The 22,861-nt window shown below is 60.2% G+C and carries 20 protein-coding genes and 1 pseudogene; 12 read left to right on the top strand and 9 right to left on the bottom strand.

What is annotated here, in order from left to right; all coding sequences use genetic code 11:
- Positions 1-66 precede the first annotated feature (66 nt).
- Complete coding sequence (locus AC1RLZ_RS27130; RefSeq protein WP_493191153.1) at positions 67-393, top strand: hypothetical protein; 327 nt, start codon at positions 67-69, stop codon at positions 391-393.
- A 62-nt stretch (positions 394-455) separates the two neighbouring features.
- Here AC1RLZ_RS27130 and AC1RLZ_RS27125 read toward each other — a convergent pair whose 3' ends face one another.
- The 4 genes from AC1RLZ_RS27125 to AC1RLZ_RS27110 all read right to left on the bottom strand — a co-directional run bounded on the left by AC1RLZ_RS27125 (position 456) and on the right by AC1RLZ_RS27110 (position 5,046).
- Positions 456-1,217, bottom strand: a complete 762-nt coding sequence (locus AC1RLZ_RS27125) for an ABC transporter permease (protein ID WP_493191152.1) — start codon at positions 1,215-1,217, stop codon at positions 456-458.
- Between the two features lies 1 nt (position 1,218).
- Entirely contained in the window at positions 1,219-2,139 is a 921-nt protein-coding gene (locus AC1RLZ_RS27120) for an ABC transporter ATP-binding protein (protein WP_493191151.1), read from the bottom strand.
- A gap of 154 nt (positions 2,140-2,293) precedes the next feature.
- A complete protein-coding gene (locus tag AC1RLZ_RS27115; protein WP_493191150.1) occupies positions 2,294-2,575 on the bottom strand; it encodes a type II toxin-antitoxin system HicB family antitoxin in 282 nt (93 codons plus the stop codon).
- Between the two features lie 2 nt (positions 2,576-2,577).
- Entirely contained in the window at positions 2,578-5,046 is a 2,469-nt protein-coding gene (locus tag AC1RLZ_RS27110; RefSeq protein ID WP_493191149.1) for an ATP-dependent helicase, read from the bottom strand.
- Between the two features lie 270 nt (positions 5,047-5,316).
- Here AC1RLZ_RS27110 and AC1RLZ_RS27105 point away from each other — a divergent pair, with 270 nt between their 5' ends.
- Positions 5,317-5,490 (top strand): DUF1328 domain-containing protein, encoded by a 174-nt coding sequence (locus AC1RLZ_RS27105; RefSeq protein WP_493191148.1) that lies wholly within the window; start codon positions 5,317-5,319, stop codon positions 5,488-5,490.
- Between the two features lie 2 nt (positions 5,491-5,492).
- Here the strand turns inward: AC1RLZ_RS27105 and AC1RLZ_RS27100 are convergent, their stop codons facing one another.
- Positions 5,493-6,002, bottom strand: coding sequence for a thioesterase family protein (locus AC1RLZ_RS27100; RefSeq protein ID WP_493191147.1), 510 nt, complete (start codon positions 6,000-6,002; stop codon positions 5,493-5,495).
- 102 nt (positions 6,003-6,104) lie between these two features.
- Here AC1RLZ_RS27100 and AC1RLZ_RS27095 point away from each other — a divergent pair, with 102 nt between their 5' ends.
- From AC1RLZ_RS27095 to AC1RLZ_RS27085, 3 genes are all read left to right on the top strand, one after another.
- On the top strand, positions 6,105-7,499 hold the full coding sequence (locus AC1RLZ_RS27095) for an FAD-binding oxidoreductase (RefSeq protein WP_371424623.1): 1,395 nt from the start codon (positions 6,105-6,107) through the stop codon (positions 7,497-7,499).
- Between the two features lie 195 nt (positions 7,500-7,694).
- Positions 7,695-9,011 carry an MFS transporter gene (locus tag AC1RLZ_RS27090; protein WP_493191146.1) on the top strand — a complete coding sequence of 439 codons (1,317 nt, stop codon included), beginning with the start codon at positions 7,695-7,697 and terminating at the stop codon, positions 9,009-9,011.
- A 225-nt stretch (positions 9,012-9,236) separates the two neighbouring features.
- On the top strand, positions 9,237-12,908 hold the full coding sequence (locus AC1RLZ_RS27085; protein WP_493191145.1) for an AsmA family protein: 3,672 nt from the start codon (positions 9,237-9,239) through the stop codon (positions 12,906-12,908).
- A 60-nt stretch (positions 12,909-12,968) separates the two neighbouring features.
- Here AC1RLZ_RS27085 and AC1RLZ_RS27080 read toward each other — a convergent pair whose 3' ends face one another.
- From AC1RLZ_RS27080 to AC1RLZ_RS27065, 4 genes are all read right to left on the bottom strand, one after another.
- Positions 12,969-13,226, bottom strand: coding sequence for a ribbon-helix-helix domain-containing protein (locus tag AC1RLZ_RS27080; protein WP_068734045.1), 258 nt, complete (start codon positions 13,224-13,226; stop codon positions 12,969-12,971).
- Entirely contained in the window at positions 13,223-13,411 is a 189-nt protein-coding gene (locus tag AC1RLZ_RS27075) for a DUF4169 family protein (RefSeq protein ID WP_371424608.1), read from the bottom strand. The genes AC1RLZ_RS27080 and AC1RLZ_RS27075 overlap by 4 nt, the downstream gene beginning before the upstream one ends.
- Before the next feature lie 304 nt (positions 13,412-13,715).
- The gene (fumC, locus tag AC1RLZ_RS27070) at positions 13,716-15,134 is read right to left on the bottom strand and encodes a class II fumarate hydratase (RefSeq protein ID WP_493191144.1); all 1,419 of its coding nucleotides are present in this window, start codon (positions 15,132-15,134) and stop codon (positions 13,716-13,718) included.
- A gap of 108 nt (positions 15,135-15,242) precedes the next feature.
- Positions 15,243-15,758, bottom strand: a complete 516-nt coding sequence (locus AC1RLZ_RS27065) for an SspB family protein (RefSeq protein ID WP_493191143.1) — start codon at positions 15,756-15,758, stop codon at positions 15,243-15,245.
- Positions 15,759-16,005: 247 nt separating this feature from the next.
- On the opposite strand from AC1RLZ_RS27065, the gene AC1RLZ_RS27060 reads away from it, so the two are divergent.
- The 7 genes and pseudogenes from AC1RLZ_RS27060 (at position 16,006) to thyA (ending at position 22,482) form a co-directional block, all read left to right on the top strand.
- Complete coding sequence (locus AC1RLZ_RS27060; RefSeq protein WP_493191142.1) at positions 16,006-16,608, top strand: chromate transporter; 603 nt, start codon at positions 16,006-16,008, stop codon at positions 16,606-16,608.
- Positions 16,605-17,141: a chromate transporter gene (locus AC1RLZ_RS27055; protein ID WP_493191141.1), complete on the top strand. Its 537-nt coding sequence runs from the start codon at positions 16,605-16,607 to the stop codon at positions 17,139-17,141. Before AC1RLZ_RS27060 ends, AC1RLZ_RS27055 begins: the two co-directional genes overlap by 4 nt.
- A gap of 92 nt (positions 17,142-17,233) precedes the next feature.
- The gene (locus AC1RLZ_RS27050; RefSeq protein WP_493191140.1) at positions 17,234-17,734 is read left to right on the top strand and encodes a tripartite tricarboxylate transporter TctB family protein; all 501 of its coding nucleotides are present in this window, start codon (positions 17,234-17,236) and stop codon (positions 17,732-17,734) included.
- Between the two features lie 13 nt (positions 17,735-17,747).
- A complete protein-coding gene (locus AC1RLZ_RS27045; protein ID WP_493191139.1) occupies positions 17,748-19,313 on the top strand; it encodes a tripartite tricarboxylate transporter permease in 1,566 nt (521 codons plus the stop codon).
- A gap of 127 nt (positions 19,314-19,440) precedes the next feature.
- The gene (locus AC1RLZ_RS27040) at positions 19,441-20,424 is read left to right on the top strand and encodes a tripartite tricarboxylate transporter substrate-binding protein (RefSeq protein WP_493191138.1); all 984 of its coding nucleotides are present in this window, start codon (positions 19,441-19,443) and stop codon (positions 20,422-20,424) included.
- Between the two features lie 192 nt (positions 20,425-20,616).
- Positions 20,617-21,141: pseudogene (locus AC1RLZ_RS27035) on the top strand (thymidylate synthase); the annotation flags it as partial.
- A gap of 438 nt (positions 21,142-21,579) precedes the next feature.
- On the top strand, positions 21,580-22,482 hold the full coding sequence (gene thyA, locus AC1RLZ_RS27030) for a thymidylate synthase (protein WP_493191137.1): 903 nt from the start codon (positions 21,580-21,582) through the stop codon (positions 22,480-22,482).
- Positions 22,483-22,861 lie beyond the last annotated feature (379 nt).

Below are 22,861 nucleotides of genomic sequence, written 5' to 3'. Positions count from 1 at the left end.
CTTGGTCGCGCGTTACCCTCCCACAATCGCAAGCGGCGAATTCTTGCCGCTCAGAGGGAAGCTCACATGACCGTTAAGACCGCTGTGTTGCCGATCAGTTCGTCGATGAAGACCCGCCTGGCATTCGCCGCCAGCGTGCTGGCTTTGGTCGCCATGCCGCATTTTGCGCAGGCGCAGGGCGTTTTCCGGGGGGGTGAGCAGGGTGCCAACCAAGGGTACCGTGACGGCAATCGCGCCGCCGGGCCGGTCGGTGGTGTGGTCGGTGGCGCAGTTGGTCTCGGCGTCGGTGCGGCCGTGGGCGGCGTGAAGGGTGTGCTCGGCATTCCTGAAGGCGGCGGGCGCCGTTGCCGCGGTTACTATGATCGTCACCACCACTTCCGCTGCTATCGCTGAGTCGATCGCGGTTGAAATGAAAACGGCCCGGTTCTCACCGGGCCGTTTTGGATTGTCTTGAGTCAGTTCTTCAGCTTGTAGCCGGTCTTGAAGATCCACCAGACGGCGAACATGCAGAGCACCAGGAACATGAAGGTCACCGCAAGGCTCCACACGACGCTGACATCGGAAATCTCGTAGAAGCTCCAGCGGAAGCCGCTGATCAGATACACGACGGGATTGAGCAGCGTGACGGTCCGCCAACCCGACGGCAGCATGCTGACGGAGTAGAAGCTGCCGCCCAGGAATGTCAGAGGCGTCACAACCAGCAGCGGGATTGCCTGCAGCTTTTCGAAGCCGTCGGCCCAGATGCCGATGATGAAGCCGAACAGACTGAACGTCACTGCCGTCAGCACGAGGAAGGTCAGCATCCACCACGGGTGCAGGATGTGCAGCGGCACGAACAGTCCGGCAGTGGCCAGAATGATCAGGCCCAGCAGGATCGACTTGGTCGCGGCGGGGCCGACATAGCCAAGCACAACTTCCACATAGGACACCGGCGCCGACAGCAATTCATAAATCGTACCGGTGAATTTCGGGAAGTAGATGCCGAACGAGGCGTTGGAAATGCTCTGCGTGAGTACCGACAGCATCACCAGACCGGGCACGATGAAGGTGCCGTAGCTGACGCCTTCGATGGAGGTGATGCGCGAGCCGATCGCAGCGCCGAACACCACGAAATACAGTGAGGTGGAAATCACCGGCGAAACAATGCTCTGCAGTACGGTGCGCCAGGTGCGCGCCATTTCGAACAGATAGATGGCGCGGACAGCTCTGAAGTTCATGTTACTTCCTCACCAGGCTGACGAAGATGTCTTCGAGCGAGCTCTGCGTGGTGTCGAGATCGGAAAAGCGGATGCCGGATTCGCGGAGATCGCCAAGCAAGCTGGTGATCCCGGTACGTTCGCTCTTCGTGTCATAGCTGTAGATCAGCTGGTTGCCGTCGGCAGCGAGCTCGAGTTTGTAGGGCGCGAGGCTTGCCGGGATTTCCGTGACCCTGGTTTGCAGATGCAGCTTGAGCTGCTTCTTGCCGAGCTGCTCCATCAGCTTGGTCTTTTCCTCGATCAGGATGATCTCGCCCTTGTTGATGACGCCGATGCGGTCGGCCATCTCCTCGGCTTCTTCGATGTAATGCGTGGTGAGGATGACGGTGACGCCGGCAGCGCGCAGCGTTCGCACGACTTCCCACATGCCCTTGCGCAATTCGACGTCGACGCCGGCGGTAGGCTCATCGAGAAACAGGATCTGCGGTTCGTGCGACAGCGCCTTGGCGATCATCACACGGCGCTTCATGCCACCGGACAGCGTGATGATCTTGTTATCCTTCTTGTCCCACAGCGAGAGGTCTTTCAGGATTTTCTCGATCAGCGCCGGATTCTTCGGCTTACCGAACAGACCGCGGCTGAAACTGACCGTGGCCCAAACCGATTCGAAGGCGTCAGTGTGCAGTTCCTGCGGCACCAGCCCGATCAGCGACCGCGCGGCGCGATAGTCCTGGGCGATGTCGTGACCATCGACCGTGACCTTGCCCGAGGTGGCATTGGCGATGCCGCAGATGATGCTGATCATCGTTGTCTTGCCGGCGCCGTTTGGCCCCAGCAGCGCGAAGATCTCGCCGCGGTTGATGTCGAGATTGATGCCTTTCAGGGCCGTGAAGCCCGAGGCATAGCTCTTGGTCAGATTGGAAACGGAAATGATGGGGGACATCGGCGATATGATCGTTCGAAAAGGGGAAGGCAGAGGACCGGGCGGTCATACCGGGACGCACCAACGACGCCGCCGAAAGGGCTTCGTCGGGCGCGGGGTGCGTACATAGGAACGGAAATCCGCCAGCGCAATCGCAGAGCAGGCGATTTTGGGGCTATTCCGCGGCTTCGTAATCGATCTCGACGATGGTGCCGCCGTCGGCGGCATCAGCGAATTTGGGATCGCTGGTCAATTGCTCGATGCTACGCGGCGTCGGCAGGCCGTTCGAGCCGTCCGGATTGCGCCAGTCCTCGGCCGCGTATTCGAGCGTCTCCTCGGCTTCCGCGATGGCTTCATCGAGGGTGTCACCGGCGGTGACGATGCCGGGAAGATCGGGAAACGAGACGTTGAAGGTGCCGCTGGCATCCTTCTGAATGAGCGCGATATAGACCGGCATTCTCAGACGCGTTCCACGAAACTGTCGACGACCTTCTTCTCACCGGCCTTCTCGAACACAATGGTGAGCTTGTTGCCGTCGATCTTGGTCACATTGCCGTAGCCGAATTTCTGATGGAAGACCCGGTCCTGCAGCGTGAAGTCGGACTCCGTACCGGTGGACTTCGCGATCAACTCGCCCTCGATAGTCATCGGCCGCCTATTCCGTGATGAAGAGGAGCCGCCGAACGGCGACTGGCCTTCACTAAAGCCGCTGCCACCCTGTCCGCCGCCGCGTGAACGATTGGCCTGCGCGCGCTGCCAGCCCGGCGTCGAATAGCTGGATCCGAACGATTCAACATTGTCGAAGCGCGAGGCTCCGTAGCCCCCGGCGCCGCCCCAGCCCGAACCGCCCTTGGATTCCGTGATCTCCACATTGGCCGCCGGCAATTCGTCGAGGAAGCGCGACGGCATCGTCGTGTTCCAGGTGCCGTGAATGCGGCGGTTAGTGGCAAAATAGAGTTTCGCGCGGAGGCGCGCGCGGGTGATGCCGACATGAGCGAGGCGGCGTTCTTCCTCGAGCCCGGCGCGTCCCTGATCATCGAGCGCGCGCTGATGCGGAAACAGGCCTTCTTCCCAGCCGGGCAAGAACACGTTGTCGAATTCGAGCCCCTTGGCGGAATGCAGCGTCATCACCGAGACCGCATCCTCATCGGCACCGCCTTCGCGGTCCATTACCAGTGAGATGTGTTCAAGGAAGCCTTGCAGGTTCTCGAACTCTTCCATCGAGCGTACCAGTTCCTTGAGGTTTTCAAGGCGACCGGCGGCGTCGGCGGAGCGGTCCTTTTGCCACATATCAGTATAGCCGCTTTCGTCGAGGACGACTTCGGCGAGTTCGGTATGCGGCATCACTTCGCTTTGCTTGCGCCAGCGTTCGAAGCTCATCATCAGGTCGCGCAGGCTGCCGCGCGCCTTCGGCTTCATCTCGTCGGTCTCGACGACCTGACGGGCAGCCTCAGAGAGTGGGATGCGACGCCTGCGGGCGTGATCATGCAGCATCTGCACGGTGGCATCGCCGAGGCCGCGCTTGGGCACATTGACGATACGCTCGAAGGCGAGGTCGTCGGCGGGGGAATTGATCACGCGCAGATAGGCCAGCGCGTCACGGATTTCCGCGCGCTCATAGAAGCGCGGGCCACCGATGACCCGATAGGGCAGGCCGAGGGTGACGAAGCGGTCTTCGAATTCGCGCATCTGGAACGAGGCACGCACCAGAATGGCAATGTCGTTGAGCTTGTTGCCGGCGCGCTGCAGGTCCTCGATCTCTTCGCCGATCGCGCGGGCTTCTTCCTCTGAGTCCCACGAGCCGGTGACGGTGACTTTCTCGCCATCGACGTCCTCGGTGCGCAGAGTCTTGCCGAGCCGGCCTTCATTATGTGCGATCAGATGCGAGGCGGCGGCGAGGATGTGCCCGGTCGAGCGGTAGTTGCGCTCCAACCGGACGACCTTGGCGCCGGGAAAATCATGTTCGAAGCGCAGGATGTTGTCGACCTCGGCACCGCGCCAGCCATAGATCGACTGGTCGTCGTCGCCGACGCAGCAGATGTTCTTGAGCGGAGCGGCTGGCTTGGAATCCGCCGAAGGTGCGTCCGCTTCCGGCAACAAGCGCTGACCGGGCGCCTGCGACAACAATCGCAGCCACAGATACTGCGCGACGTTGGTGTCCTGATATTCGTCGACCAGAATATATTTGAAGCGTTGCTGATACTGCTTCAGCACATCCGGATGTTCGCGGAACAGCCGGATACATTCCAGCAGCAAATCGCCGAAGTCTGCCGCGTTGAGCGTTTTCAGCCGGTCCTGATAGGCCGCATAGAGCTTGCCGCCCTTGCCATTGCCGAATACGGCCGCTTCGCCCGATGGCACCTGCGACGGCGTCAACCCGCGATTCTTCCAGCCGTCGATCAGGTTGGCCAGCATTCGCGCCGGCCAGCGCTTGTCGTCGATATTGTCAGCCTGCAGGAGCTGCTTGAGCAGCCGGATCTGGTCGTCGGTGTCGAGCACGGTGAAATTTGATTTCAGCTGCACCAGTTCGGCGTGGGTGCGCAGGATGCGCCCCCCGATCGAGTGGAAGGTACCGAGCCACGGCATACCCTCGACCGCCTGGCCGAGCATGATGCCGAGCCGGTGCTTCATCTCGCGCGCGGCCTTGTTGGTGAAGGTCACCGACAGGATTTCGCCGGGCCGCGCACGGCCCATGCTGAGGATGTGGGCGATCCGCGAGGTCAGAACCTTGGTCTTGCCGGTGCCGGCGCCAGCGAGCACGAGGACAGGACCATCAAGGGTCTCGACGGCGTCGCGCTGTTCGGGATTGAGTCCGTTCAGGTACTGGGCTGTCGGCGCCGCGGCAGCGCGCGCACGCGCACCAATGCCGCCTGCCGCCGGCTGGTAGGCAGGGAGATCGTTGGCGGCCATTTTGCGTGCGTCACTCATGCGAATCGTATTCCGCCCACGTTGGCACCGTGGGGCCTTAAAGGGGAGCCTTCTTAGCAGGATAGGAGGGCATATAGGAGCGAGGAGCCTCTGGCGACAGACTTATCCCCGCATGGGGCTCATCTGACGCCTTCGGTATGCAGGGGCGCTCTCGTTTCAGTGATGTCGGCCGGTACGTGGGTCGGGAACTTTCGTTCGTGCTCCGGCTTGTTTCAGCATCAAATGCGACGGCGAACGCCGCGTCGAAAATCAAAAACTGAGGTTTGTGCCATGTTCAGCTGGGTCGTTACCTTCCTCGTCATTGCTCTCATTGCCGGCGTTCTCGGCTTCGGTGGTGTCGCCGGCGCTTCCATCGAAATCGCCAAGGCGATCTTTTTCATTGCCCTCGTCCTGTTCCTGATCTCGGCTATTGTGGGCCTCGTCCGCGGGCGCAGGCGTATCTAGGGCTATTTCCTTGAGGGCATCCCGATCGATCGGCCGATGCCCTCTGGCCGCTCGGCGGAGTGATGTGCTTTGGCCAGCGCTTGCAGGCGGGCGCGGATATCCGGCGGAAACGGCGCCACCTTGCGGGCGGTCATATCCATGTGAAGGGTCATGTTCTCTGACGTCGCCGACAGCCATCCCTCGGTGGCGTGGCGCAATTCCTTGAAGGTGTGAATGCGCTTGTCGTCCGCAGCGACAACCAGGATCGACACCTGCGCGGGGTCGCCAAGGTGGATTTCCCTGACATAGCGAACATGGCACTCGGCTGTGAAGGTCGAGTTGTTGCGTGCCTTCATATATTCGGGACCGATCCCGATTTTGAGCCACAGGTCGTCGATCGCCCGGTCGAACAGCACGTTGTAATAGGCCATATTGAGATGACCGTTATAGTCGATCCATTGCGGTTCGATCTGCATGATCGGGGCCCTGAAAGGGACGGGTTGCTGCAGAAGATCGTCGGTTGGCTCAGTCATCGGTAATTCCTGTCCTGCTCTCACGTCTCTTGACCCGTTATACAACCTTTGCCACGGTCCCGCGGCGTCGGAGGGACTGCTGTGGCTACCATTGCGAACAATTTGAAACGACCGGAGCCGAAGGCCTTGGCCACAGCGCTTGAAGCGCTGACGGCGCGGTTTGGCAATCGGCTTGTGACGTCGCAAGCGGTTCGCGAGCAGCACGGCCACACCACGACCTGGCTCGCCAACCAGCCACCGGACGGTGTCGTGTTCGCGCAGGAAACCGCGGATATCCAGGACGTGGTCCGGATTTGTGCGGCGAACAAGGTGCCGGTGATCGCATTCGGCACGGGCACGTCGCTGGAAGGTCAGGTCAATGCGCCGGCGGGCGGCATCTGTATCGACATGCGCGACATGAACCAGATTCTCGAAGTGCACAGCGAAGACCTCGACTGCGTGATCCAGCCCGGCGTTACCCGCAAGGCGCTCAACGAAAACCTGCGCGATCAGGGCTTGTTCTTCCCCATCGATCCCGGCGCTGATGCGTCGCTCGGTGGCATGGCCTCGACCCGCGCTTCCGGCACCAACGCGGTGCGCTACGGCACCATGCGCGACAACGTGCTCGCGCTCAAAGTCGTGCGTGCCGACGGTGAGATCATCAAGACCGGCACCCGGGCGAAGAAATCTTCGGCGGGGTATGATCTGACACATCTGTTTGTCGGTGCCGAGGGCACGCTGGGTATCATCAGCGAATTGACCATCAAGCTGCGTGGTATTCCTGAAACCATGGCAGCCGCATCATGTTCGTTCGCCACGGTGGCAGGTGCCTGTCAGGCGACGATCCTTGCGATCCAGACCGGCATTCCCGTGGCACGGATAGAGCTGCTGAATGAGGCTCAGGTTCGTGCCTGTAATTCCTATTCCAAGCTGACGCTGCCGGAAACGCCGCTGCTGCTGCTGGAATTTCATGGCAGCGAGGCCGACGTGGCCGAGCAGTCGCGAAATTTTCACGAGATCGCGCTGGAATGCGGCGGCGGCGATTTTTCGTGGACGACGAAGCCGGAGGATCGCACCAAGCTTTGGCAGGCCCGTCACGACGCCTACTGGTCGGTCAAGAGTATGCGGCCGGGCTCCGATGTCGCGGCCACCGATGTCTGCGTGCCGATCTCCAAACTCGCGGAATGTGTCACTGCGACGGAGGAAGATTTGGCGCGGCTCGGCCTGTTGGCGCCGATCGTCGGCCACGTCGGTGATGGCAACTTCCACTGCTCGATGGTATGTGATCGCAACGACGCCAACGAGGTGGCTCGCGCAGAGGACTTCATGCATCGCCTCGCTCAACGGGCGCAGGCGATGGGGGGCACGTGCACGGGTGAACATGGCATCGGGCAAGGCAAGCAAAAGTACATGCAGGCCGAACTGGGCAGTGAGGCGCTCGACGCGATGCGGGCGCTCAAGAAGGCACTCGATCCCGACAATATCTTCAATCCGGGGAAAATCCTGCCGCAGGCGTGATGCCAGGTTGCCGCATCCGGTCACGCCGAATGCGGGCGGGAAAATTCGATAGAAGCGGCAATACTTAACGGTTCTTAAGCATTTTAAAGTTGTATTTTTGTTTGTATTCTATCGTGGATTGTGTTTTTCGGTTACGGAAGACGCGATCAAAAAAGATTTGACGCAGAATGCGTCCAATAAAAAAGGCATCGTCCGATGCGGCTACCGTTTTTCTATGGTTGGGTCATCGTTGCCGTCACGTTCGTTTCCATGGCCATCGGGGTCAATGCGCGGACATCGTTCTCACTGTTCTTCCCGCCGATTCTCCAGGAGTTCGGCTGGGACCGTGGCGTCACCGCCGGCGCCTTTTCATTCGGCTTCCTGATTTCCGCGATCATGAGCCCACTGATGGGCAAGCTGATGGACCGCGGCGGCCCGCGAGCCGTCATGGAACTTGGTACCGTGTTGATGGCGGCTGGCCTGTTGCTGGCGCCGCTGACGACGCAGCCGTGGCACTTGTACATGACCATCGGTGTTCTGGTCGGCGCCGGCAGCGTTTGTCTCGGCTATTCCGGACAATCGCTGTTTCTGCCGAACTGGTTCAGCCGCAAGCGCGGCCTCGCGATCGGTCTCGCATTCGCCGGCGTCGGTATCGGGTCGGTGACGGTGCTGCCTTGGGTGCAACTGATGATCGAGCAGACCGGTTGGCGCACGGCCTGCACAGCGGTGGGGCTCGTGGTGCTGGTCGTGCTCGTGCCGATCAATTTGCTGCTGCGCAAACGCCCGCAGGACATGGGGCTCCTGCCGGATGGCGATCAGGCGCCGACCTCGTCGGCGAAGCATATATCCAACGTGGTTGATCCGGTCTGGGCCAGTATCGACTGGACGCTGGCGCGCGCCATACGAACCGCGCGGTTCTGGTGGCTCGCGCTTGGCCTGTTCGGCGGGCTGTATGCTTGGTACGCCGTCCAGGTCCATCAAACCAAGTATCTGCTCGACATCGGCTTCACGCCGGGTGTCGCCGCTTGGGCGCTCGGTATGGTCAGCCTGTTCGGCGTGCCCGGCCAGATATTTCTGGGCCATTTGTCCGATCGCATCGGCCGCGAATGGATCTGGACCGTCAGCGGTGTCGGTTTCGCGATCTGCTTTGCGTCCCTGATTGCGCTGGAATTCGTGCCGAGCCTGGCGCTCGTCTATGTCATGGTGATCTCGCAGGGCCTGCTGGGCTATGGCGTGACGTCCATCATGGGCGCCGTGGTTTCCGAGATTTTCCAGGGCGAGCATTTCGGCAGTATCTTCGGCACGCTGATGCTCGCTGCGCTCGCCGGCGGCGCCGCCGGTCCGTTGGTGACGGGTGTTCTGCACGACCATTTCGGCACTTATACGCCGGCCTTTGCCCTGGGAATCGCAGTCAGCGTCCTCGCGACCTTCGCGGTCTGGATGGCGTCGCCGGGCAAGGTGAGAGCGGTTGCGGGACGTTTGCACCGCGCCCATGGCGCTGCAAAACCGCTGGAGCAGGGCGCTTCGACTTGATCGAAGCCGGGCGATTTGCCGCAACCGGACGGCATGGAATGGCTAATCTGGCCACGCATTGCGTGCTGTGACTTCGCCACTATTCGCTCTATAAATAGACGCGTTCCCGCGCATTTCAGCGCGGCCGTGCAACGCCTGTGAGGCGTAGTGCCCGGTGGCGTGTTGCAATGCAGTTTGCCTGACAGGCAGGCGGACATTCTGCTGGAGCGCTTGAGGGGAGATTCGGTGCAGACGACACTGCTCGGCCTGGCGATTGCATTTATCCTGGCGCTGATTGCTGCTCTGGTCGGGCCTTATTTTATCGACTGGAATCAGTTCCGCCCGCAATTCGAGGCTGAAGCCACGCGTGTGATTGGCGCTCCAGTCCGCGTCGGTGGCGGGCTGGAGGCACGGCTGCTGCCGGCGCCGGCGCTGCGACTGCAGTCGATCACGGTGGGCAGCCCCAACGATCTCGGCAGGATTCGTGCAGACAATCTCAGTGTGGAATTCAGCCTGAGTTCGTTGATGCGTGGCGAATGGCGCGCGACAGAACTCACCATCGGCGGCGCTGCGGTCGATCTCGGCCTCAATGCGCAGGGGCGTATCGAACTTCCGGCTTCGACCGGGCCGTTCAATCTGGGGGGGCTGGCTATTGATCGGCTGAACGTCACCGGTCGCATGGCACTCCACGATGCTGCAAGCAGGAATACACTCGAACTCTTTGATGTTGTCTTCAGCGGCGATGTCCGCTCGCTGGCAGCCGGCGCCATGCGCGGCGATGGCAATTTCCTGTTGTCCGGTGTGCGCTATCCGTTCCGTTTGTCCTCCGGGCAGACCGGTGACGGCAACGGCACGCGCGTTCGTTTTACTGTCGACCCCGGCGAGAAGCCCTTGTCCGTCGATCTCGATGGCGTGCTCAACTTCGACAATCGCACGCCACGCTTCGACGGCGCACTGACTCTCGCAAGCCCGGCCGGTCCGAAGGCCAGCGGCGCCAACGATCAACTGCCGACGCCGTGGCGCGTCTTCGCCAAGGTCAAGGCCGATCCGGCGGCTGCGCATATGGAAACGCTTGAAGCCAGCTATGGCGCGGAAGAGACCGCTTTCAGGTTCGCTGGTCTCGCTGACATGCGCTTTGGCACATCGCCGCTGCTGCATGCGGTACTGTCGGCCAAGCAACTGGATGCCGATCGCCTGCTCTCCAGGGATCAAGCGACCAACGTTGTCGTCACGCCATTGCCGGCGCTGCGCAGACTGTTGTCGAGCATGCCGATGGTGCCTCTGGCGACGCAGATCGAGATTGGCGTGGAGCAGATCATGCTCGGCGGAAAGCCCGTGCAGAGTATCGGCGCTGACCTGCGTAGTGATGCAGCAACGTGGACAGTCGATCGTCTCGAGTTCCGTGCGCCAGGCGCGACCCATGTCACGTTGAGCGGCGGCGCAGCACAGCCAGGTGTATCGGATGGCTTCAAGGGGGGCATCGCGGTCGAGTCGTCCGATCCGGATACGCTTGCTGCGTGGCTCAAAGGCCGAACAGACATTGGCTTGCGCAATCAGAAGCCGCTACGCATTCGCGGCAATGTCACTTCGGCGTCCAATCGCTTGGTCATCGAGGCACTCAAGGCGGAGATCGATGGCGGTACGGTCCAAGGCCATGCTGCATATTCGTATCCATCAGCCGCTGGCGGCTCCCGCTTCGATGCCGATCTGAAGGCCGATCGGCTTGATCTTGACGCGGCGGTGGCCTTGATCCGGTCGCTTGGTGAGCCGCAGGCCGAGTGGCCAGATGCGGGGCAGGTATCACTCGATGTCGCACGTGCTGTGTCGGCCGGGCAGGAGATGCGCCCGTTCGTGGCGCAACTGGCCTACAGCCCAAGGACGATTTCGGTCGATCGGTTCAAAGTTGGTGACGCCGCCGGCCTGATGCTCGACGGCCGCGCTTCGTTCGATCGCGTGGAAGCCACAGGCGGACTGACACTCAACGCCACATCCGCATCGATGAGTCAGATCAGCAACATGCTCGCGCCGCTGGCGCCGTCTGTTGCGTCGAGGCTCAACTCCATGACGGCGACGCCCGGCGCGGTTCGCGTCAAACTGTCGCTCGATCTGGCAAAGGATCAACAACGCGCCGATCGCACAAATGCGCGCGCCGTGTTCGATATCGATGCGCCGCTAGTGAAGGGGACGACGATTCTGACCGCATCTCCTCCCATCGCAGCGATGCGTGGCGTTGACCTCACTGAACTGTCGCGCAGCGATGTGGCGCTCGATTCCAAATTGGCCGGGCAGGGCGGGCAACTTCTCGCATTGCTGGGTCTGAGTAATGCGATCACCGCAAGCGATGCCATCGTGAATTTTGAAGGATCGGCGAAAGGGCAATGGCATGCGCCGCTGCGCGTCACGGCGAAGTTGTCCGGCGCGGATATCGATGCCGATGTGCAGGGCAGTGTGGAACCTTGGGCGGGCTCATCGAAAGCATCGCTCGCGCTTGCGATACGGCGCGCCAACCTTGCTCCGCTGGTCGCTCTCAAACCTTCGGATGCAGCCGCGCAGAATGTCAGCCTGTCATCGCGGCTCACGTTGAACGGCGACAAGGTCACGCTTGACGATATCGACAGCAGCTTGGCCGGTTCGCGCGTGCGTGGCCGTATTGCACTGACGCTGGGTGCTGAGAAAGTCATCGATGGGCAGATCGGCATAGATGCGATCGAACTCGGGCCCGCCCTTGGTCTCGCTGTGGGCACGCGAGGGCGCGATGTCACGGACCCTATCGGGCAGGGAGTACTGCAAGGATGGCGCGGTCAGTTGGCGTTTCAGGCTCTGAGCGGGACGTTGCCCGGCGGCATTGAATTGCGTCCTGTCAGCGGCATCGTGAAGAGCGACGGCCAGGCCCTGACGATCGATACGATCAAGGGTATCGTCGGCGGCGGCGAAATCACGGCTGATGTCGATCTCAAGCCATCGATCACCGGATATGCGCTTGGCGCTCGCGTGCAATTCTCCGGCGTAGACGGAGCGGCCTTGCGCTATCGCTCACTGGCAATGCCCGCGGGCAAGACATCACTGCGGATGGCGCTGGCCAGTCAGGGGCGTAGTGTCTCGGCTCTGGAAGGTGCGATGTCCGGTAGTGGATTGCTGACGATCGACGCGGCGCGCATCAATGGGCTCGACCCGCGTGCGTTCGACACTGCCATTCGTGCCAGCGATTCCGGACAGGCCACGAATGACGCCAAGCTGCGGCAGATCGTCGATACGGCGATCACCGCCGGTACATTGTCCGTAACTGCGGTGCAGGTTCCGTTCAGTATCAAGGATAGCCGCCTGCGCGTTGGTGCGACGACGCTCGATGGCGAAGGAGGACGTGCGATCGTGTCCGGAGGTTACGACATCGTTGCCGACCAGGTGGATATGCGCGCGACATTGACCGGCACGACCGTCGGGACGTCGAGCGTTCGACCGGAAGTTCAGATCTTCGTGGTGGGAACGCCTGACAAGTTCGATCGCACGCTTGATGTAGCGGCGTTGTCATCCTGGCTTGCAGTGCGTGCGATCGATCGCGAGACGCGCCGGCTTGATTCGCTTGAGCGCGGTGAGTTGCCACCAACGGCTGCGCCCATCGCCGTTCCTCCGCCCTCCGCATCACTGCCCATCGACATACAGGCGCCAGCGGGCGATCCGCCGACAGCCTCGGCACCTTCCGATGTGCTACTTCCCGCTCGTGACCCACGCCGTCCTGCTGCTAAGGCCGCTGCACCTCGTTCTGCCGTGCCGCCAGTCGCTAGTCAGCAGGTGGCGCCGCTTCCCGCGCCCATAGAAGTGCGTCCCGCGCCTGGTGCTGCGCGCGCGCCAAGGCCAAGGCCCGCGCCTCCGCTCGTGCTGATACCGCCGGCCGCGAGTTCAGCGCGGCCGACGTTCTGACGATGACTCAGCGAACAAACACGACCTTCGGCGAAGCGATTTGCTGAAGGTCGGCTGTGTTTACGCCGAGAGATTGTGCTCCGGCATCCGCTGTTGCGGAACGGCACGTGTACGGAAGTAATCGAGCACGAACAGCCGAATCGCGGACGATAAATTGCCCTGCTGACGGTTTGTGTCGATCTCACCAACCAGCTCTGAAAGCGTCATGTCGCGAAGATTCGAAATCTCCTTCATGCCGTTCCAGAACGCCTCTTCGAGACTCACGCTGGTCTTGTGACCTGCAACAACGATCGATCTCTTAACTACGGGCGATTTCATGATGCGTCCTCGCCATCGATGTGATGCTGATCCAGCATGGTATTCGCACGGACTGTGCGTTGCTCCTGCAATGTTCGTTCAGATTTAGTACGTCCGAAGCGAGCACGATTTACATCGGCCTGTTTTGCCGATTCCTCCCGTGCAGTGCGCTTCCTGAAGCGATTGAGATTGATCAGGTCACCCATGATCGCTCCTGTCTTTGTCTTTCAAAAAAATGATGGGGCGGGAAACGTCGTCTTCACCATCCAGTAGTTGTACGAGACAAGGGTGAATTCAGTTTCGATATCCATCCTAAAAATATTCTCCGTAGTTCCAAACAAGCTCAGCAGAAAAATGAAATCAATTACGACGCGTAACCAGATCACCTTCTGCTGTATCACAAGGAAAAACGTGTCTGATATGCGAGCATTCTAACCATTTAGAAGATATGAATTATAACTATTTCCTTCTGAGTTATTCTCAACAAGCTGTGAGCAAAAAAATTCTTACTCACCCAGGGTGTATCATTTTGACCGGCTGAACAAGAACATCGAACTCTGCAGCACTAACAAAACCGAGCCGCAGCGCTTCCTCTTTCAGTGTAGTTCCGTTCGCATGGGCAATCTTCGCGACCTTCGCGGCGTTATCATAACCGATTTTGGGTGCGAGTGCAGTGACGAGCATCAGTGATCGTTCCATTAACTCGTGAATTCGTTTTTCATCGGCGCGAATTCCATTGATGCAGTGCGCTGTGAAGGATCGCGCAACGTCTGCAATCAATTGGATGGACTGCATCATGCAATGGGCCATCACCGGCTTGTAGACATTGAGTTCGAAATGACCCTGGCTGCCAGCTACCGTAATTGTCGTGTGGTTACCGAATACCTGACAGCATGCCATTGTCATTGCTTCACATTGTGTCGGATTTACCTTTCCGGGCATGATCGATGAGCCGGGCTCATTCTCCGGAAGGATCAATTCGCCAAGTCCGGAACGTGGGCCGGATCCGAGCAGCCGGATATCGTTTGCAATCTTAAATAGACTTGTTGCAACCGAGTTGATCGCTCCGTGTGCAAACACATAGGCGTCATTCGATGCGAGCGCTTCGAATTTGTTCGGTGCCGTGATGAAAGGGAGCTTGGTAATTGTTGCTGCGTGCTTCGCGAATAACTTCGCAAAACGTGGCTTGGAGTTGAGGCCGGTTCCGACTGCAGTTCCGCCCTGGGCGAGCGGGTAGAGATCCTTCACGACGCTTCGCAGGCGTTTGATGCCGCTTTCGACCTGTGCGGCATAGCCTGAAAACTCCTGCCCGAGCGTGAGCGGCGTCGCGTCTTGTGTATGTGTGCGTCCGATCTTCACGATCTTTGCGAAGGCTTTTTCCTTCTTGCGCAACGCAGCATGCAGTTCGCTTAGTGCGGGGATGAGATATTCCACGATACCCTGAGTTGCCGCGATGTGCATCGCAGTCGGAAACGAATCGTTGGACGATTGACTCATGTTGACATGGTCGTTGGGATGCACCGGCTTCTTGGAGCCGCGTTCCGCCCCTAAAAGCTCGTTCGCACGATTGGCAATGACCTCGTTGAGATTCATGTTGGTCTGCGTGCCGGAGCCGGTTTGCCAGACGACGAGTGGGAAGTGATCATCCAGCTTCCCGTCGATGACTTCGCGTGCTGCGCTCACAATGGCCTTTGCAAGCTTGGGCTCGAGAAGTTTGAGTTCGCGATTGGTCTCGGCCGCTGCCAGTTTGACAATGCCGAGCGCGCGAATGATCGGCATCGGCATGCGATCGTGACCGATCTTGAAATTTTGTCGCGACCGTTCCGTTTGCGCTCCCCAATAACGATCCGCTGCGACCTCGATCGGACCGAAGCTGTCGGTTTCGGTGCGGGTGGCGGAGGGGGCGGAGGTCTTCGAGGATTTGGCCATGGCTACGGTCCTTGCGATGCCGCGCTTCCTGCAGAGACTTCTCCCGGGTGCGGCGCATAAGAATGGGGCCGCGCGAACGCGGCCCCGGCACCTTACAACGTCTTGCGATTATTTTTTGCGGAAGCGGTCTAAACGGACGACTTCTGCACCTTCGCCCGGTTTCGGCGGCTCTTCTTCCGAAGTGGCTACTGGGGGGGCCGGAGGAGCGGCGAGGGCGGACGCCGCAGTGGCTGCGGATGTCGCGCCAGCAGCCGGGGTCTCGGCGGCGACCTCGGTTTCGAACTGCAGGCCAAACTGCACGGAGGGGTCGTAGAAGCTCTTGATGGCGTTGAACTGCACGACGAGGCGCTCGGGGATGCCGTTAAAGGACAGGCCCACTTCGAAGCGATCTTCGGTGACCACCAGATCCCAGAACTGATGCTGAAGGATCACAGTCATTTCCTCTGGATACTGGGCCAGCAGGCGCGGCGATAGTTTGACGCCATCGGCGGTCGAGACGAAGGTGATGAAGAAGTGGTGCTCGCCGGGCAGGCCGTGCTCGGCTGCGTCGATCAGTACGCGGCGCAGCACGCCACGGAGGGCGTCGCGCGCCAGCACGTCGTATCGAATATGATCGGTTGCCATCGGTCGGTCCCGTTGCTTGTCTTGGTCGTGGCCATATCTGGAGTGAAGGCGAGGCCGGAGAGCCGACTCGCGTCACCATCCATCCTATCCCGGCGGAGACCCAAGGTCAGCAGCCGAAAAGCTGGCGCTCTCTATATATGACGCAGATTGGACGCGATACAGCCGGGCTGCCATTTCAACCGCCGATTGGCGTGGAAACAGGCGAAAACCGGTTGGCCCAATTGCCGGATGGCCCTAGATCTGGACCATGCATCCAAGTTCACCACAGGCTGATGCTCCCATCGTGGAACTGGCGTCGGCTTCGCCGCCGGGACTGCTGACGCTATTTCTTGCCTTTGCGAAGATGTCCCTGGCCGGTTTCGGTGGCGTTCTGGTCTGGGCGCGCCGGGCGATCGTCGAGCAGCATGGCTGGATGACAGCCGAGGAATTCAACGAGACTTTTGCGCTTTGCCATTTTTTGCCAGGACCGAATATCGTCAATCTGTCCGTGGTGTTCGGCGCGCGGTTTCGTGGTGTGCCTGGCGCCATTGCAGCCTTTGCGGGATTGCTGGGGCCACCGGTGCTCATCGTGACCATTCTGGCGATCCTGTATGCACGCTTCGGGGATATCGAAGCGCTGCGGCGCACACTTGCCGGCGTATCTTGCGTTGCGGTCGGACTGCTGTTCGCTGTGATTCTCCGAATGATGCTGCCGCTTCTGAGGAAGCGTGAGCCGGTCAGTTTGGCGCTGCTGGTCGCCGTTTTCGTCGCAGTTGGCGTGATGCGATGGCCATTGCCGATAGTCCTTCTGGCGTCGATTCCTGTCAGCATCGGCCTGACCATCGTGACGCGACGGCGGGCGGCTGCATGAATGATACGAACTCCGGATCGCTGCTCACGCTGGCCTGGTCGTTCGGGCTGATGTCACTCTTTGCCGTCGGTGGCGCCAATTCGGCGATTCCGGAGATTCATCGGCTCACGGTCGATGTAAACCATTGGATGTCCGACAAGCAGTTTGCCGATGTGTTTGCGATCTCGCAGCTGTCGCCAGGGCCGAACGTTCTCATTGTGACACTGATCGGCTGTCAGGTTGCCGGCGTCATGGGCGCATTGGTCGCAACGCTGGCCATGTGCGGGCCGACAGCTGTGTTTGCTTATTATGTCAGCCAATTGCTTTCGCGATCGGGCCACGCACAGTGGCCGGGAATCGTGCAGGCAGCGTTGGTGCCCTTATCAATCGGTCTCATGAGCGCGAGCGGGCTGGTTCTGCTGTTCGCTTCCGACACCACCTGGACGGCGTTTCTGGTGACGGGGAGTGCCGCCGTTTTGGCGTTTGCCACGCGGCTCAACCCGCTATGGTTGTTGGTTGCCGGAGGCCTTATTGGTTTCGCTGGCGTTCTCTGACGAAAATCGCTAGCAAGCTTGACCACGGAGCCGTTGGGCGGTCTCCGAACGATGTTGTTTGAGCTACATGCTCGTAACAGGGGAACGTACCAATGAGTGATGCGCCGAGCCAAGCGCCGGAAAAATCTATCTTACCGAGCTGGGTCAAAGGCCCTCAGGACTTTGTCGGCGGCCTTGCTTTGGTGGCTATTGCTGCATTTGCTCTGTGGGCATCCAGCGATCTGCAGGGCATGCATGGCTTCTCGTTCGGTGCCGGTACCGCGCCGCGGATGTTTGGCATTCTGCTGCTGGGTCTGGGTGCGGCCGTGACCGTCGTTGGTGTTTTCACGGAAGGCCCCACGCTGGCCAAGTTCCATTGGCGCGGTCCGCTCTTCGTCGCGCTTGCGATCCTGTGCTTTGCGCTTTGCATTCGCCCGATGGGGATGATCTTCTCCGCGATGGCGAGCTTCCTGATCGCGGCGCTCGGCTCGACCGAGACGCGCTGGAAGGAAGCCTTCATCGTCGGCGCCTGCCTCACGGCAGGCTGCGCTTTGCTATTTCCGTACGCGCTTGGTCTGCCTCTGCAGATGTGGCCGACGTTTCTGATCCGCTGAAGGCGAGGGCGCTATGGGTGATCTGTTTTCCAATCTCGGTCTCGGCTTCGCGACCGTCTTCCAGTTTGTGCAGTGGGCGCCGCCTTTCCTTGGGGGCCTGTCGATTCCGATTCCGATCAACATTCTGCTCTGTCTGATCGGTGCGCTGGTCGGCACGCTGGTCGGCGTGTTGCCCGGTATCGGCACCATCGCCACGGTGGCCATGCTGCTGCCGATTACGTTCGGTCTGCCGCCGGTCGGCGCGCTGATCATGCTTGCCGGCATCTATTACGGCGCGCAGTATGGTGGCTCGACCACGTCGATCCTCGTCAATATTCCCGGCGAAGCCGGTTCCGTCGTCACCGCGCTCGACGGCTTCCAGATGGCCAAGCAGGGCCGCGCCGGTCCGGCACTCGCGATCGCGGCAATCGGCTCGTTCTTCGCAGGTTGTGTCTCGACGGTGCTGATCGCTGTGCTCGGCGCTCCTCTGACGAAGCTCGCGTTGGCCTTCGGACCCGCCGAATACTTCTCGCTGATGGTCCTCGGTCTGATCTTCGCGGTGGTACTCGCCAAGGGCTCAGTGCTGAAGGCGATCGCGATGATCGTGTTCGGTCTGCTGCTGTCGATGGTCGGTTCCGATATCGAGACCGGCGCCTCGCGCATGTCGTTCAACATTCCCGAACTTGCCGATGGTCTTGGCTTTGCCACGGTCGCCATGGGCCTGTTCGGCTTTGCCGAGATCATCCGCAATCTGGATGCTGGCGGCGAGGAAGATCGGCAACTGGTTCAGCAGAAGGTCACGGGCCTGATGCCGACCAAGAAGGACATGAAGGACTCCGCGCCAGCCATTCTGCGCGGCACCGTCCTCGGTTCCATCCTCGGCATTCTGCCGGGTGGTGGCGCGGTCATTGCGTCTTTCGCGGCCTATACGCTTGAGAAGAAGCTGTCGAAGCATCCGGAGCGGTTCGGCCGTGGTGCCATCGAAGGCGTTGCCGCGCCGGAAAGCGCGAACAATGCTGCAGCGCAGACATCGTTCATTCCGCTGTTGACGCTTGGCATTCCGCCCAATGCCGTGATGGCGCTGATGGTTGGTGCGATGACCATTCATGGCATCGTGCCCGGTCCGCAGGTGATGCAGAAGCAGCCCGAACTCGTCTGGGGCATGATCGCTTCGATGTGGATCGGCAATCTGATGCTGCTCGTCATCAACCTGCCGATGGTCGGCATCTGGGTTCGGCTGCTTCGTGTGCCGTATCGCCTGATGTTCCCGTCGATCGTGGTGTTCTGCAGCATCGGCATCTATTCAGTGAACAACGCACCGATGGATGTGGTGCTCGCAGGCGTATTCGGTTTGCTCGGCTACTGGCTGATTAAGCATGATTTCGAGCCGGCACCCCTGCTGCTCGGCATGGTGCTCGGTCCGTTGATGGAAGAGAATCTGCGTCGTGCGCTGTTGATCTCGCGCGGCGATGCGACGGTGTTCTTCACACGTCCGCTGTCGGCTACTCTGATGGCCATCTCGGCGTTCCTGCTGATCCTCGCTGTGCTTCCCGCACTGCGAAAGAAACGCGACGAAGTCTTCGTCGAATCCGAGAGCTGACGAAGCTCTCCACGCATCTGCGTCGTTACGCCACGGCCCGAAGTCGAATAGACTTCGGGCCTTTGCTTGTATTCAGTCCCGCGACTGTCGGCATTTTCGCGGCAAAAATATTCTCGGAGGAAATCAAATGAAGCTGTTCAATCGCAGGGGGGCGATCAGTGGCCTGGCGGCAATTGTCGGCCTTGGTGCATTCGCAACTGCTGTTCAGGCGCAGGAATACCCGACCCGCAATATCACGATGATCGTGCCTTTCGCGGCCGGCGGCCCGACCGATGTGATCGCGCGCATTGTCGCTGCGGATATGTCGAAGACGCTCGGCCAGCAGATCATCATCGAGAATGTTGTCGGCGCGGGCGGCACGACCGGCGCGACGCGTGCGGCGCGTGCGGCCAATGACGGCTATACGATCATCACCGGCCACATGGGCACCCATGCTGCCGCCGTGCCGCTGTATCCGAAGCTCGCTTATCACCCCGAAAAGGATTTCGAGCCTGTTGCGCTGCTCGCCGGCACGCCGATCCTGATCCTGGCAAAAAAGGACTTCGCGCCGAAGGACCTCAAGGAATTCGTCACCTATGTGAAGGCGAACAGCGACAAGCTGAACATGGCTCATGCCGGCGTCGGCTCGGTGTCGTATTCGTCCTGCGAATTGCTGAGCTCGGTTCTGGATATCAAGCCGACCGGCGTTCCGTTCAATGGCACCGGTCCGGCGATGAATGCGCTGGTCGGTGGTCAGGTCGACTATATGTGCGACCAGATCGTCAACGCGGTTCCGCAGATCAAGGGTGGCACCATCAAGGCCTATGCCATCGCGACGCCTGATCGTAACCCGTCGCTGCCGGACGTCCCGACGACCACCGAAGGCGGTCTGCCGAAGTATCAGGCCTCCGCCTGGAACGCGATCTTCGCGCCCAAGGGCACGCCTGCGGCGATCACCGCCAAGCTGAATGCCGCCGCCGCCAAGGCGCTGGACGACGAGAACGTGAAGAAGCGTCTCCTCGATCTCGGCTCGGACATTCCGAAGCCGGAGGCCCGGACCCAGGCCGCACTCGGTGAGCTGGTGAAGAGCGAAGTTACGAAGTGGTCGGCGGTATTGAAGCCGGCGATGTGATCGGGAACCGGCTAACCGGTTGATTTCAAGGGCTGGATCCCAAGGGATCCGAAGGGCTGGATCCCCAGGGGATCCGGCCCTTGTCGTTTGCCGGGCAGGGACACACTTTTCCGGGTATAATCCGGGAATCGGCGTGTCCGGCCACCGGCCAAGGCGATAAGTTCGCCCGTTCACGAGCCCGCAAGATCGACCATGAACCAGTATCACGACCTGCTAGAGCGAATCCTGAGCGACGGCGCCGAGAAGCACGACCGCACCGGCACCGGCACGCTGTCGGTGTTCGGCCATCAGATGCGCTTCAAGCTCAGCGATGGCTTCCCCGTCCTCACCACCAAGAAACTGTCGCTGAAGGCGATCATCCACGAGCTGCTCTGGTTCCTCGCGGGCGATACCAACATCAAATATCTCAAGGACCACGGCGTCTCGATCTGGGATGAATGGGCGGACGCCAACGGCGATCTCGGCCCGGTCTATGGCTCGCAGTGGCGCTCATGGCCCACGGCAGATGGCCGCAGCATCGATCAGATTGCCAACGTCGTCGACATGATCAAGCGCAACCCGGACTCGCGCCGGCTGATCGTAACGGCGTGGAATCCGGCCGAGATCGACAAGATGGCGCTGCCGCCTTGCCATTGCCTGTTCCAGTTCTATGTCGCCAACGGCAAGCTTTCCTGCCAGCTCTATCAACGCTCGGCCGACGTCTTCCTGGGCGTACCGAGGTTTTCCGGCATAGCGCCTCGCTCAATGAATGTATATCATTGATGTTTCATAGCAATTCGGAAAGTCGGCCGCCATAGCGGTATGATGCGTGAATGATCGCTGGATCGCCCTCTCTAATTCTAGAAGACTTCACCGCGACGTTCTTCAACCGATGGCTTCGGTGGACTGGGCGAATCGCTTTTTGCGTGTATTCAGAAAAGCTGATTTCCGGCTCCACAGGTCAAGCTCGCGCTTCGAGCGGGGATATCTCCCCGCGAGAGTTTTTTGTCCAACTGTCGCGGTGTAAGAAGGCGGAAGCCTTGATCGAGAGCGGCGTTTGCCTCCGAGAAGCGCAAAGCGGGACGCCTAAAATTGCGACGTTGTGACCGGAATGGGGACGGCGTCAGACGACATCAAGGGCGGCGATAGATATCCCAGATCCACGAGGCGCAGCGCATGCCATTGCGACATCCCGAATATCAATACCTCGATCTCCTCGCGGAAGTGCTCAAACGAGGCGACCAGCGCATCGATCGGACCGGTGTCGGTACCAAGGCACTGTTCGGTGCGATGTTTCGGTTTGACCTGTCGGATGGGACCGTGCCGATTCTCACGACGAAGCGGGTCTACTGGAAGCTCGCGGTCAAAGAGATGCTTTGGTTCTTGACGGGGCAAACAAACATTCAAGTCTTGTTGAAGGAGGGCGTCAGAATCTGGTCTGACTGGCCGCTGGCGCACTATCGGAAAGAAACCGGTGAAGCGATAAGCCAGGCTGATTTCGAAAAGCGCATTGTTGAGGACGATGCTTTCGCAACGCGGTGGGGGGATCTTGGCCCGGTCTATGGCAAACAATGGCGCCGCTGGCTTGGGGCAGATGGCCAGGAACACGATCAGATCGCGCAACTCGTAGAGACCCTCAGAACAAATCCGGCCAGCCGACGGATGCTGTTTCACGCGTGGAATCCGCCCGAGCTTGGGACGATGGCGTTGCCGCCATGCCACATGGTCTATCAGTACCACGTGACGAGCGATGGAAGGTTGAACTGTCTCCTCTATCAGCGATCCTGCGACTTGCTGCTAGGCGCGGCCTTCAACTTTACCGGAGCTTCGGCTCTGCAATTGATGCTCGCGCAACAAGCCGACTTAACCCCCGGAGAGCTTATCTGGGTGGGAGGCGACGTTCATCTTTACCTCAATCACCTCGAGCAGGCGCGCGAGCAAATCTCACGCATTCCGCGCCCACTCCCAACTATGAAGCTCACGCGTCGCCCCGATAGCATCGATGGCTATAGGATCACGGACTTCGAAGTAGATGGCTACAATCCACATGCTGCAATCAACGCAGAGGTGGCAGTTTAGCGCTTTTCTTTTTACTCAAAGCTCATCCGAGTAGATGAGGGAGCGCGCGTGAAACGTGCGGGCGATGACTTTCCGAGCAATCGCCCAAAGGCCGGTGGCCACAATGCAATAACTGGATCCGCCCTGCGATGTAGGCCTCCGGCGCGACATAAACGGGCATGCCCATAGAACCGGTCGTGGATTGCGGCCGCGCACATCGGCTGCCGTCGCACAATCTTCCTCCGCCGCCTCTTTGAGCTTGTGCTCTGGGCTCTATTCGATTGGTCTCAACGACTTAATCAAGACAATGCGCACGTCGTGATGGATCGTGTCCCAAGTGGTGGTGTAGGTTTTTGGTCTGATGCCGCTCGCGAAGCGCGCTTTTCCATAGCGCTGTAGC

It is taken from the genome of Tardiphaga sp. GW822-FHT04G09 (genome assembly GCF_058800725.1).
Note: the sequence above shows the minus strand (reverse complement) of the source record. Positions and strands in the feature narration are given on the sequence as shown.

Bases quoted from the DNA above. Each gene is read 5' to 3' on its own strand.
- AC1RLZ_RS27075 (WP_371424608.1), bottom strand. From the start codon at position 13,411: ATGGGTGACCTGATCAATCTCAATCGCTTCAGGAAGCGCACTGCACGG.
- AC1RLZ_RS27065 (WP_493191143.1), bottom strand. From the start codon at position 15,758: ATGGCAACCGATCATATTCGATACGACGTGCTGGCGCGCGACGCCCTC.
- AC1RLZ_RS27120 (WP_493191151.1), bottom strand. From the start codon at position 2,139: ATGTCCCCCATCATTTCCGTTTCCAATCTGACCAAGAGCTATGCCTCG.
- AC1RLZ_RS27050 (WP_493191140.1), top strand. From the start codon at position 17,234: ATGAGTGATGCGCCGAGCCAAGCGCCGGAAAAATCTATCTTACCGAGC.
- AC1RLZ_RS27125 (WP_493191152.1), bottom strand. From the start codon at position 1,217: ATGAACTTCAGAGCTGTCCGCGCCATCTATCTGTTCGAAATGGCGCGC.
- AC1RLZ_RS27105 (WP_493191148.1), top strand. From the start codon at position 5,317: ATGTTCAGCTGGGTCGTTACCTTCCTCGTCATTGCTCTCATTGCCGGC.
- AC1RLZ_RS27100 (WP_493191147.1), bottom strand. From the start codon at position 6,002: ATGACTGAGCCAACCGACGATCTTCTGCAGCAACCCGTCCCTTTCAGG.
- AC1RLZ_RS27110 (WP_493191149.1), bottom strand. From the start codon at position 5,046: ATGAGTGACGCACGCAAAATGGCCGCCAACGATCTCCCTGCCTACCAG.
- AC1RLZ_RS27055 (WP_493191141.1), top strand. From the start codon at position 16,605: ATGAATGATACGAACTCCGGATCGCTGCTCACGCTGGCCTGGTCGTTC.
- AC1RLZ_RS27045 (WP_493191139.1), top strand. From the start codon at position 17,748: ATGGGTGATCTGTTTTCCAATCTCGGTCTCGGCTTCGCGACCGTCTTC.
- AC1RLZ_RS27090 (WP_493191146.1), top strand. From the start codon at position 7,695: ATGCGGCTACCGTTTTTCTATGGTTGGGTCATCGTTGCCGTCACGTTC.
- thyA (WP_493191137.1), top strand. From the start codon at position 21,580: ATGCCATTGCGACATCCCGAATATCAATACCTCGATCTCCTCGCGGAA.
- AC1RLZ_RS27130 (WP_493191153.1), top strand. From the start codon at position 67: ATGACCGTTAAGACCGCTGTGTTGCCGATCAGTTCGTCGATGAAGACC.
- AC1RLZ_RS27115 (WP_493191150.1), bottom strand. From the start codon at position 2,575: ATGCCGGTCTATATCGCGCTCATTCAGAAGGATGCCAGCGGCACCTTC.
- AC1RLZ_RS27060 (WP_493191142.1), top strand. From the start codon at position 16,006: ATGCATCCAAGTTCACCACAGGCTGATGCTCCCATCGTGGAACTGGCG.
- AC1RLZ_RS27080 (WP_068734045.1), bottom strand. From the start codon at position 13,226: ATGAAATCGCCCGTAGTTAAGAGATCGATCGTTGTTGCAGGTCACAAG.
- fumC (WP_493191144.1), bottom strand. From the start codon at position 15,134: ATGGCCAAATCCTCGAAGACCTCCGCCCCCTCCGCCACCCGCACCGAA.
- AC1RLZ_RS27040 (WP_493191138.1), top strand. From the start codon at position 19,441: ATGAAGCTGTTCAATCGCAGGGGGGCGATCAGTGGCCTGGCGGCAATT.